Genomic DNA, 11,359 nt, shown 5'->3' on the forward strand with positions numbered 1-11,359 from the left:
GGGTAGAGGGGTTTAATTGTCTTTTCTGTATTTTTTCAAGTCAGCAAGTATTTGAATATTTTCTCGGTTAACTGTTAATAATACAGGACAATTAGTGGAGTTCTTTAACTTCTCTAGTAGCTCCTGTTCAGTGTTTGCCTTATGAACAATTATCGCTGCTAACATCAGTTTAAAAGGGTTCCCTAGCTTGAAATTTCGATTAATGTTGAGTTCAGCATTGAAGTCTCTACAACCGTTTAAGATGCGTTCAAAAATTTCTGTCCGGAGTGCCTTTATATCTCCTTTGCGGGTTTTTGTCAGGGTAAGTAACTCAAACCCAGTACCTACAGCATGAGTTTTTGAAAAATTGAAATAGTCAACCCCTGGTAAAATTTCAGCACCATACTCAGCTAAATCTTCAGTCGTTATTTTTTGCCAGAATTTTTTATCTAACAGTTCTTTACTTAACTCTGCTAACTTATGCTCGTTAGTTTCAAAATTCTTTAGCTGTGATTCGTTCAAGAATAAAAATTGTGACCGGGATATTAACTTCATAGCTTTGTAGGTACGAGTGCTAAACCCCAAAGGATGAGCAATTTCCTCTATTTCCTCTCTGTCTAAAAATTTAATTGCGAGTCTATTCGCCTCACCAAATTTAATCAACTTAAACTCATCATAAATCAATGGTTCAGTGTAACCTTCCTTTAGAGTGCGGCAATACCATTCAATCAGATTATTTGTATTACCTCTAAATGACCTCGCTTTCAGATAATTTTGTTGTGCTTCAAAATCATAATCAGTCCCTTCAATGAGTATCGTTTCATCTCCCAACCCTTTAGAATAGTTACCCGCGTTCGTATTAAAGAACCGAGTGAATAGGGTAGTTTCTACAGGTTTAGTAGAAGAGTAGAAAGTTTCAGTTTTGAGTTCAAAATTAAATCTGTTAGCGGGGATATGATTAGAATCTATTTCATAGAAGTCTAGTAAATGTTTTTTGAAATTATCATCAAACCATTGTTGGGAATAGTCTGTATTATTGTTGGCAATTGTTGAATCATAATCAAAAAGATAGTGCGGATTTTTTGCTAGAACTCCTCTAAAGGTTTGTCCTAGGGGTACAGTTAGCCAATTAAAGCAAGTGCCATCGGTTATCGGTCCGAATCCGTTAAGCGTGTTAAGCATTAACCAGGCTCCTGACCTTGCTCCTGATGTAATCTGATTGGATGCCATCAAATTATTAGAAGCTAAATAGAGACAAGCCATTACACCATATCCAGAATTTCCAAAAAGTTTGTAAATTTCCTGTACAGGTTTTTTTGCTTTCTTATAGATTGCCCTCTGATTTCTCAACTGATTCCAATATTTACCAATATCAACTCTTAAAGTTGCATTCGAGTTATAGTATTGACTTTTAATTGTCTTCAATCCGCTCTTTTTGTCAAAATTGTCTGTATAGGGTTCATCTGGCAATTCGGATCGAAGTTTAGCAACTTCTTCTAAAGTATCGCAAATTAACTCAGCAGGATGGAAAGCTAGGCAATCAACTTTTAAATCGAGATATTCCTGATACCAACTTTCTGGTAAAAGTTTTAAGCAATCAATTGTATCTTGATTGATTAAACCAAATTTAATTTGTTTAAGTAGTAGTGTAGAAGTCGCGTTCTTTTTAGGAGTTTTAAAAGCGTCAAACAACTCAATTGATTTTCTACTTTCATTCAAATCGAACTCATTGGGCATTAATACTTTTTCTTTCTTGAATCTTAAATCACTAAGCACTAAAGTATTAAAAGCATTTTTTAAATCTCCACTAACACGAACAAAAAATCCGTCCCTAGGTGCATTCGTAGTCTCTATAAATTCTAAAACTTCTCTTAAAGTTGGTGCTGATTTAGGGTATTTGAAAGTAAGGGTAACAGGTTCCCCTAGATAAATGTGCATATTACTCATAGATGTTGCATAGCAACTTGACAAGTCACAATCACTTAACTTTCCTTCAATTAATGGATATTTTGGAGTGCGACTAAACAATAATCCGCCTACTGTCATAAACGGTTGAATTCCGAAATTGTTTAGTTCTATCCGTTGCAAGTTTTTTACTTTAGTTTGACCTAGCAAGCTCGTTAACAATTTTAATTTTTCTTTATCTCCTAACGCTCCAATATCAGTTTTTACTAAGTCGATAATAAACCGAGAAACAGTTGACCCGGTAGTATCCGCTATATCAACATTTTCTAAACCAAAGTCGGATCGAATATGGTTTAATAGCTCCTGTTGTTTTTCCGATAAGTCAGCACTTGTAAATAAATCCTTGGCATTGTATTTTGCAGCATCTAAAGGCATTTTATCAGCAAAAAGGCTAAAGTGTTCTTTAACCGATGATTCTAGCCCAAGTTGCGATCGTATCTCAGGAGTATCGATTTCTAGCTTTCTTATTTCCATTCCAAGTGATTTACAGTTCCCATCAAGACTGCGATTAGTTAGGGGAGGGATTCTGTGGTAACTGTCTCTAAAGTTGACCTTAATCTCATATAACTTGTTATCGATATTTGCATAAAAGGATAACGGTTTTCTGAGTTTAAAGGTGCGATACTGAGTGAGATAAGCATTAAGCAATTGCTCCTGATAGAGAGTTCCTCCAATCTTGAAAATATCAGCAGTCGCAAAAAAGAATTCGATTTCGATTTCTAACGTGGGAGGAACTAGATCAAGGTGTGATTCTTTTTTCTCTCTCCGATAACGGATTGCACTTCTATCAAGGTTGTACTCGGTCAGTAACTCATCAAACATCCCCTGGGTTAAAGCGATTTCATAAGCCTTTTTGATTCCTTTAGCGGTAGACTCGCACTCAAAAATACTTTCTTGAATTTCTAATAACTCAGTTGTTAACGGTTCTAAATCTTCCTCACTTAGGGGTTCGACTAAAAATTTATGGAGTTCTAAAAGAGTAATTATAGGATGAAAATCATTGGTTAATTCTGATTTCATCCATACAGCAGCATGATCGTTTAATAGGGGTGCATATATACCTATGCACTCTACTACCATTTTTTTACTATCTTGATATTCCGTATCAACAAATAACTTTAATTTATCTGGCAATTGACTAGCAGGGGACAATTCTACTATTTCTAAATCACGGGTAACAATTAATGGCATAATTCTCCTGATTTTCTAACAGAATGATAAGGCTAGAACTCAGTCCTAGCCTTAGTTTTATCAATTTTATTTTTTTGCAAACTTGATAGAAGATAAATCAATAGTTTGCAGGGTCTTACCCTTAACAACTTCTAATTTGAATTGGACCTCTTTACCTTTTAAAGTTTCAAGGTCAAAATTCTCGACTTTATCAGCTAACAATTCAGACTCTTTAATCATCCCTAGATTTAGACTTAACCGGGTTAGTTTGTTATAGTCTAAGTTTTCATTCTCTTCAGTCTTACTTTTCTTGTTACTTTTCTTGTCCGGTTCGCCATAAGGAAACTTTTTAGAGTTCAAATTTTGTCCTGTCCACAATTTAAAATTGATAACCTTAGAAGTGCCTTGCGACTCGATAGTAAATTCAAATTGCTCCTGATTGAAGTTACTCTCGCACTCTTCTATGTTGACAATTGTTCCTGTAACATAACCATGATCATCGATAACCGGCTTGTTTGCTTTTTTGGTAGATAAAGGCATGATCGTTTTTTCCTAGTTTTTACGAGTTTTTACAGTTCCCCTTGGGGATCCCCTTGGGGGTGAGGTTTGACCCTCACTTATAGACTAACCTAAAAATGCGTTGAACGTCAACGCATTTTTGTTAAGTTTTATTACAATTTGATTTGACGTGACGTGCTGACGTGATTTACAATGGTATGTAGAGGATCTGATATAAAACAGGAGATAAATCATCATGAGTACCGTTGTTACTGGCTACACAAGGCAAGAAACTGCCGCACTTTGCGATGTTAACCCGTCACGACTTTCTTATCTTGATAGGTTAGGGGTGGTATCCCCTCAAAAATTTGGTAACCCTAAAAAACCATCATGTTTTTATTCTTTTAAACAATTGCTAGAACTGAAAGCAATTTTTAAAATGCGTAGTGAAGTATCACTACAAACAATCAGAAAAATGATTGATTTTTTGGAGGAATGGGGAGAGGATAAAACCTTACATGATAAGGAAATTATTGTGTTTGGGGAGGATGTTTACTGGCTAACTGAAGAAAACTCTAAAAAAGTGTTGATTCAATTTGATAAAAGTATCAATTCAAAACAATACGGTATTTTAGAGGTGATTCTTATTCCTTCTTTAAACACTTTAAAGGGTGAGTTAATCGAGATGGCGAATTCTTCTCCTAAGATGAAACGATTGAATATTTTAGAAAGAATTCCAGCCTAATAATTCCATAACCCTGTACCAGTAAAGGTTACAGGGTTTTTTTATTAGTTTAATAAATCTTCAAAGTCGCAAGGGTTGAAAGTGTTTTCAAGATTTAAAAAGTTTGTTTTATCCTTTAACTTAGAAATAGTATCAGTATAGCTTTGAAGTGCTTTTATTTCATCTAAAGGGAATCTACCCTCACCCTTTGCCCAAGCTATAGCCCGCGCTTCAATCCCTGCAATAATTATTTGATAAGTAGAGGTTATCGACTGCGATAATTTCTCAGAAGTTAACTCGTTTGATATTTCAAATTTGAGCGGTTGTAACTCATTCTTTTTAACGCCATAATCTACAATTTCTGAAGATTTTGGAGGATGGTATCCCTCTATATGTCGAGTATGTCTACATACTGACGCTTTAGATATTTTTAGCCCGCGATCGCAACAAATTTTTGCTACTTTCTCAGTTGACTCACCGGATAGGAGCAATAGGTCAATTTCGGTCCTGATGTCAGAATTGCAAAGTAAACACTTAGTAGCCATATAAGTAAATCTTATAATTAATGAATGATTCAATTATAGTCCAGTATCTTAAATGGTGTAGGATGAGTTTACCGTCAAGTCGCGTAAATTTAAGAAAATGCAAACAACCTACTATCAACCGGGCTATGTTAAGTCTAAACCATACCCTGAAAGGCTTTTAGCCAAAAAGAACGAAAAAATGGATCCTTTAGAATTTTGCACCAAATGGTGTCAACTAAAACCCGGTGAATGGGGGTTTAAGGTAGAAGCCGTGCGACTACTGCATACCGTTACAGGAGCTAGTATCCGTACAGTAGAAAGATGGGGGGAACGGTTTGAGTCTTGTCCTAGCTACGTTCCCAGATTATTGATGAAAGAGGATATCTTGCGCGAAATGGAAAAACAAATCAAGCGCAATCAAGACTTGTAATAAATCTTTACATTAAAAATTATCCGCACTATGACGGTAAACCTATTGACCGCCATAGTGCGGTTGTTTTATGGTGAGGTTGGAATGAGAAAAGTTTGATAACCGAGTGAGGCTGGAATGAGAAATGTATGACGTTACTCCCGAAATTATCGCGATATCCCACCAAAATGCTCAAAACTTTCTCAATTTGAGCAAGGCAACCTACAGTAGATCACTGGCATCGTGCCATCAAATAGCTGCTGTATTCAATGAATGGGATTATGTACCCGGTTCAAAATCACTTAGTTGTGATGCCTATAAAATCCTTCAAATTTACAGAGAATTAATCTCTAAATTTGGGGTTCAGTACGCACAAATAAACTTGAATAAGGAACTCGAAAATCATGGCTACCAAAAAAGCGACAGAAACAACCAACAATCAAGACACCAATCAAGTCAACAATCCGACTTCACAGAATGGGTGCAAACACTCTGAAATTCGTAATAATTTCCGCGCTCAAACACTACTAGAACAGGGAAAACTCGACGCTGAAAAAGACGCGAGAATTTATTTTCAAGCGTACAATCAGCACCTTAATTCCCTGTTAGACCGGGGAACCGTTGCACTTTCTAAAAAGCGACTAACCGAGTGCAACCTCTACCCTGATTTTGAGGTTGTAGAATCAACCGTTATCGAAGAGATGAAAGCATTTTCACCGGGTGAGAATGCTACCCTTTTTTTACCACAATAGTCGAGTTTACAGGGGGATTGATTTGATGCCTATTCAAGGGATTAGTTATGGGTTAACGCTTGCGTTAGGGGTAGCAATTGGCATGAGTATGGCTGATATGCCCAATGATTTGTACGTTAAAAACCTAGAACAGAAAAACACCGATAGAGGCAGTCAAATCAATTCCCTATCGTCTCAATTAGAATCATGCCAAAAACGAAATGATTCGATTTTATCCGATATCCAAGGGAGAATAAACGTATGGTCACGCGGGGAGAGTTCAACCGATTAAAAGAACTAAAGGAACAAAAAATCAGAGGGTTAGATTTGGCTATTTTAGATGAGAAAATCAGCCAAAAAACCTACGCGCTAACGGGTGAAAAAGTGATGACTTCTATCTCGCAAATAGCCGTACAATCAGCACAAGAATCATTGAATCAAGCGCGGCTAAATCTATCAATCCAGAAAGAGAAATCAAATCAGTTAGGTGCTACCGCTAGATTTGAACAAGGCATGACCCGGCTACACGCTGAAACCCTTACTGTGCAAGCACAATCCGCTATGTTGAAACTCTCCGAACTGAAGGCTAATTTCAGGGAAGATAGCGAATTGTTCAAGCTAAAATTCAGACAGGAAAACCGCTTTCTAAAATAAAAAATGCACATTAAAGCACTTGCAATCGGAATGGTTTATAGCACTCCCATTATCGGTTTTATAGCGGCGACTTCTGTCACCTTTAAAACCCTTAAATATATTGGTTTTAGCTATTCTTTACTAGCACCCATTGCGAGTGCTTTTTTACTTGAAAAAGATATTTCCAGTAAAGTTAAACGACTACAAAAAATTGTAGAAGCTAACGAGAGATTACTAGCTGATAAAAGCTATGAATCAAGCGTTTTAGAATCTGATATAAACACTCTCAAAACAGATTTTAATAATCAATTGGCATCGATTAAAAAGGACTGTGATAAACAGATAACGGCTATCAAATCACAACAGAATATTTTATTAAAAACCGCTAACGAAAAAGTATCACAGTTAGAAGCCGAAAGGGTAGGTTTAATTATTCGGCATAAGGAAGAAGTTAATAAACTAGAAACCCTTGTAGCTAATTGGCAGAAACGAGAGAAAGAACTCGTTAGTTATTCCACTAAATTAACCGAGAAAGAAAATGATTTAAAGAGAGGATTAAAAGACTTTGAATTAGAGAGGAAGTCACTAGAACTCGATAGGAAAAACCTAGAAAATCATCTCGAATCACAGAGAGTTCAGTTTGACTTTGCCTTGTCCCAAAGTGAATCAGCTATCGGAGAGTTACAGCATCAAATAGAAGCCTTGAACGATGAAAACATTAATTTAAGGCAACAAGTCACTATCTTATCTAACGAGCTAAGTAAACCAGAAAATCAAACGGCTAGGGTTATTTTAGAGCTATTCAGTCAGAATAAAATCAGAGTAGACTATCTGGAATCGACTAATAGCAACGGAGTATGGAAACATATTTACAAGCCACAATCATCTAATTTTAACGAGTGCCTTAAATCTATTTCGGAGCAATTACCGGGTCTAATAGATATCGATAGCCCTCCAAATTACACGGTTAGAAACGGCAAAGTCACATTTTTAATTGATTCCAGAAAGGATATAGATAGGGTCAAGTTTGCTCCTGATAATTGGCTTGAAAAGTTAGCGTTAGCTGATGAAAACTGTCTGATTCTAGGAGCCAGAGGAACCGGAAAAAGTGAACTTGCTGTTAATTATTGCGCTTTACTGTTCAGCCTCCGGAATGACTTCAGTATCAAGTTCATTCAACCGAAACCGGATGAGTTCAGCAAAATAGACTTAGGCGATCGCATCATAACTCCAGACTATCTGGGTTTTGAAGGGTCGCGCTATCCCACTGCCTATGATGGACTGTTAGAACTCGACAGCATTGTTATGGAACGCAACAGGGTCAACACCGATAATTTTGAAAATCCACCTAATTGGGAACCGCAATTTTGGATAATAGATGAATTTCAGCAATTGATTTTTAGGGCTGATTCCTTTGGGCATAAGTCTAAAGATATTTCAATGATTATCAAGAATGCGGTTTCATTGGGAAGGTCATTAAAAATCTACGTTTTAGCAATCGGTCAAGTCGCTAATGTATCTCAATTTCCGGGATGGAATAAGGCTGATTTTCATCAGTTCAATCAAGTTTATCTAGGGGATAGTATCAAGGTAGGGATACCCTATCTGGCAATTGATAGGGGGGAAGAAAGCGCATTAAATAGCGATTTTAAATCTATTTCAAATAGTCCTATAAAATATTACGGATTATGTTACCAAGATTCTAAAAAGTTTTTCGCCCAATTACCTAAACCGAGAGAGTATTGCAGACACAATAAGCCACAAAATCCGACACAATCAGCCACAATAGAATCTACTTACTTACCTCTGCCACAACCGCCAAAAACCTTACCGGGTGATGGTTACAGCGAATCTATGTCTGTAGAAGTAAGTGCCACAACAGCTAAAAAACCCGGTTTATTAGAATCTGTTGTTTGTGGCAATTGTGAGTCTATTAATGTTAGAAAAAATGGAAAATACAAAGGAAAACAGCGTTATCGGTGCAATGATTGCGGTTCCTCTTTTTCACTCTGATTTGAACGGTGACAACAATGCAGGGTCAAGTTTACCGCTAACAAATAAATCTACTGCCAGTGATTCGACTTCTGTTTTCAAACCGTCCCGTACCTGTTCAAGATTTTCTGAAGTAAAAACTGTTTTGTAGTGTAATTCTAACAGCTTATAAAACTCCTGAGAAAGAGTGTAATATTTATCCCGTTCCTCTTTCAGAGTGCTGTTAATAATCCTCTGTTTAGTCTCAACAATCTTTAGATAATCCGCTAACGCTGTCTTATTACCATTCTTAACTAGGTTGTAGTAATGGTTTAATAGCCTTTCTAATCTTTCGAGTTCCTTATCCATAAAACCTCTAAATAGTGCCTATCCGCCTAAGTTAATTTAGACGGATAGGTGAAATTTACTTTTTCACAAGCGATCGCAGGGCAACTAGCCGTGCAACAGGGTTCAGCGAGTTGATCCGTTGCTGTTCAGAAATAGAGAGTTTTGAGAAAGCACTATAAACCTGTTCCTCTTTCACTCCCTTAACCCGTCCCTGTTCCTCTCTGTAGAGATGGATATTATGAAGCGCGTAAATACGCTGTTCAGAGGGTAGAGAATCAATACGGTAACGTTCCTCTCCGGATAAACTTTGATACTCTTCACTGCGATAAATTTCTGCAATTGTTCTAGTCATTTTTACCACCGTTGATAATCGTTAATTTCAGTTTAGCCTTATTCTCGGTTTTCTGTACCATTTCTAAATCTAAATCCTCACCAATCAGATACAGAAAATAAATCAGTTGCGAAATTAAATCTCTCAATAAGTGCTTTTCCTTTCGATTTAGCCTACGATGTTTTAATAAAGGGAGTACCAGATTAGTCATAGCCGCTAACAGGGAAAAGCAATGATTCAGATAGTGAGGAACGTTACACAATATATTATTCATTGTTCAAACCTAAGTTAATGAGTTGGTAGAGGCACTCTACCGGGATTCATAGAGTGCCAATGGGTTTAAGCGTTGATATCGTTTATCAAATCTTCTAACCCTGTTACAGTTACTTTCTCGTAAATTAAGGCAGTGGCTAAGTCACTATGCCCTAATACTTTATAGCTCCAATTTGTTAAGGAACGCGATTCTTTTTCATCATTTGGAAAGGATTGATAACTTGCAATTGTGTACAAATCACGACAAGTTTTATAGGAAAATACTTCCCCATCTTGACGATTGTCACCATATAAAAACTTGGGAAAATTAAATTTTGCCATCACTACAGACATTTGTCGAGATAGTGCTGTTGAAAATCTCCTGTTAACTTGTTTGATATTTTTACGGGTTTCATCAGGATTTTCTAAATTAGACGGTAATCGTTTCCCCTTCTCTCCTAAAAACTTTAACGCTTTGATAACATTTTCAGCCGGTAAAAGAGTTGCAATTTCAAACACTTCATTAAACTTGTCGTTCTCTTTTTTACCCTTACTTTGACCCTTGAAACTTAGCCAATTATTTTTACCAGGGATAGGAGAAAACTCAGCACTACAATGAATTTCCCCCATCCGTCGCCCTGTCGAAAAAATCAACGCGATCGAGATATCCTCCCATCGTGCTTTTTCTAAATCTCCTGTCAAAATTTCCTTACACCACAAATAAAACTCTTTCACGTTTATCTCGGTTAAATTACCAGATACCGCCATCTTTTTGGCATAATAAACATCATTAGCTTTTTGGCGTTCCCGGTGATAAATCGTCTTGATAGGAGTAGCAAACAATTTATTAAACCACCGATAACGGATATCCCATTCATCCTGATCATTAGAAAACCATGATTCGATTTTAGATTCTAAACCCTCTAAAGTACGTCGGACAATTTGCTGATTAACTTGGGGTGAATAGCCATAAGAATCGATTAAAGCTACTAACTTACGTTGTTCAACGTCTAAATTGTCGATTAACTCATCCTCGGAATCAGAACGAATCATTCCCCGAATATTTCGCAAAAGTTTTTGAAAATCATCTGAAGTTTCACATTTTGATAATTCAATATCTTCTTCAGAGACTTCTTCAGAAACTTCTTCAGTGGGTACTTCAGTAGCTTCTTCAGTATCTTCTTCAGTGGTTTGTTCAGTGGCTTTAATAGCCAGTTTAGAGGGTTTAGAGGGTTTAGAGGGTTTAGAGAGTTTAGACTCAGCTTTTAAACGCTCTTTTAATTCAAGTAATTGATTAACAAGCATATCATTACTTTTATTTTTGACATCGGTAATTAAACATTTTTCCGCAAAATCTTCTAAATTACTACGTTTCATAGATTTCAATTGTGTTTTTGAAAATACTGGTAAACCCCAATTCATAGCAGGATGATTTTTTAGATTAGTTACAACCTCTTTTTGTGTTGAATCTTTAGAAACTTCTTCACCGACTTCAATAGCCGGTTTAGAAGATTTAGAGGATTGATTATATCCTTCTTCTAAATCTTCTTTCAACTCGATTAATTCTTGAACCATTACAGGTTTTGTCATGTTTTCTGCATTAGGAATTAAACAATTTTTTGCGAACTCTAATAACTCTAATTTTTTCATAGAGTTCAACTTGGTTTTATTGTAAGAAAGTAGGCGATCAACATATACTTGTTTGATTTTTGCATTAGTCATTGGATGATCCTCTCTATGTTCAGTTTATTGCGTACTTACATAATAACCACAATAACCACGATATGTACAAAACTGTAACATTTCTTTACAATTGCGTATCGT

The 11,359-nt window shown here is 36.3% G+C and carries 13 protein-coding genes; 6 read left to right on the forward strand and 7 right to left on the reverse strand.

Translation table 11 applies throughout. From position 1 onward, the window contains the following. Positions 1-12: 12 nt before the first annotated feature. Together NG792_RS28450 and NG792_RS28455 are read right to left on the reverse strand one after the other, a co-directional pair. Positions 13-3,135 carry a hypothetical protein gene (locus tag NG792_RS28450; RefSeq protein ID WP_261237748.1) on the reverse strand — a complete coding sequence of 1,041 codons (3,123 nt, stop codon included), beginning with the start codon at positions 3,133-3,135 and terminating at the stop codon, positions 13-15. Between the two features lie 66 nt (positions 3,136-3,201). Beyond that, complete coding sequence (locus NG792_RS28455; protein ID WP_261237749.1) at positions 3,202-3,654, reverse strand: hypothetical protein; 453 nt, start codon at positions 3,652-3,654, stop codon at positions 3,202-3,204. 214 nt (positions 3,655-3,868) lie between these two features. Here NG792_RS28455 and NG792_RS28460 point away from each other — a divergent pair, with 214 nt between their 5' ends. Then, positions 3,869-4,357 carry a MerR family transcriptional regulator gene (locus tag NG792_RS28460; RefSeq protein WP_261237750.1) on the forward strand — a complete coding sequence of 163 codons (489 nt, stop codon included), beginning with the start codon at positions 3,869-3,871 and terminating at the stop codon, positions 4,355-4,357. A gap of 44 nt (positions 4,358-4,401) precedes the next feature. Here the strand turns inward: NG792_RS28460 and NG792_RS28465 are convergent, their stop codons facing one another. Continuing rightward, positions 4,402-4,881: a hypothetical protein gene (locus NG792_RS28465; RefSeq protein ID WP_261237752.1), complete on the reverse strand. Its 480-nt coding sequence runs from the start codon at positions 4,879-4,881 to the stop codon at positions 4,402-4,404. Positions 4,882-4,978: 97 nt separating this feature from the next. Here NG792_RS28465 and NG792_RS28470 point away from each other — a divergent pair, with 97 nt between their 5' ends. The 5 genes from NG792_RS28470 to NG792_RS29160 all read left to right on the forward strand — a co-directional run bounded on the left by NG792_RS28470 (position 4,979) and on the right by NG792_RS29160 (position 8,646). After that, positions 4,979-5,290, forward strand: a complete 312-nt coding sequence (locus tag NG792_RS28470) for a hypothetical protein (protein WP_261237754.1) — start codon at positions 4,979-4,981, stop codon at positions 5,288-5,290. A 383-nt stretch (positions 5,291-5,673) separates the two neighbouring features. Next, the gene (locus tag NG792_RS28475; protein ID WP_261237755.1) at positions 5,674-6,021 is read left to right on the forward strand and encodes a hypothetical protein; all 348 of its coding nucleotides are present in this window, start codon (positions 5,674-5,676) and stop codon (positions 6,019-6,021) included. Positions 6,022-6,046: 25 nt separating this feature from the next. Continuing rightward, positions 6,047-6,292 carry a hypothetical protein gene (locus NG792_RS28480; protein WP_261237756.1) on the forward strand — a complete coding sequence of 82 codons (246 nt, stop codon included), beginning with the start codon at positions 6,047-6,049 and terminating at the stop codon, positions 6,290-6,292. After that, complete coding sequence (locus tag NG792_RS28485) at positions 6,262-6,654, forward strand: hypothetical protein (RefSeq protein ID WP_261237757.1); 393 nt, start codon at positions 6,262-6,264, stop codon at positions 6,652-6,654. Before NG792_RS28480 ends, NG792_RS28485 begins: the two co-directional genes overlap by 31 nt. A 3-nt stretch (positions 6,655-6,657) precedes the next feature. Continuing rightward, complete coding sequence (locus NG792_RS29160) at positions 6,658-8,646, forward strand: IS1/IS1595 family N-terminal zinc-binding domain-containing protein (RefSeq protein WP_435387618.1); 1,989 nt, start codon at positions 6,658-6,660, stop codon at positions 8,644-8,646. On the opposite strand, the gene NG792_RS28495 is transcribed toward NG792_RS29160, so the two are convergent. From NG792_RS28495 to NG792_RS28510, 4 genes are all read right to left on the reverse strand, one after another. Continuing rightward, entirely contained in the window at positions 8,638-8,973 is a 336-nt protein-coding gene (locus NG792_RS28495; RefSeq protein WP_261237759.1) for a hypothetical protein, read from the reverse strand. The two genes, NG792_RS29160 and NG792_RS28495, sit on opposite strands and share 9 nt — an antisense overlap. 55 nt (positions 8,974-9,028) lie before the next feature. Beyond that, the gene (locus NG792_RS28500; RefSeq protein ID WP_261237761.1) at positions 9,029-9,304 is read right to left on the reverse strand and encodes a hypothetical protein; all 276 of its coding nucleotides are present in this window, start codon (positions 9,302-9,304) and stop codon (positions 9,029-9,031) included. Continuing rightward, positions 9,297-9,557 carry a hypothetical protein gene (locus NG792_RS28505; protein ID WP_261237762.1) on the reverse strand — a complete coding sequence of 87 codons (261 nt, stop codon included), beginning with the start codon at positions 9,555-9,557 and terminating at the stop codon, positions 9,297-9,299. Before NG792_RS28505 ends, NG792_RS28500 begins: the two co-directional genes overlap by 8 nt. A gap of 65 nt (positions 9,558-9,622) precedes the next feature. Beyond that, a complete protein-coding gene (locus NG792_RS28510) occupies positions 9,623-11,257 on the reverse strand; it encodes a protelomerase family protein (RefSeq protein WP_261237763.1) in 1,635 nt (544 codons plus the stop codon). Between the last annotated feature and the right edge of the window lie 102 nt (positions 11,258-11,359).

The sequence above is a fragment of the Laspinema olomoucense D3b genome (assembly GCF_025370785.1).
GTDB lineage: Bacteria > Cyanobacteriota > Cyanobacteriia > Cyanobacteriales > Laspinemataceae > Laspinema > Laspinema olomoucense.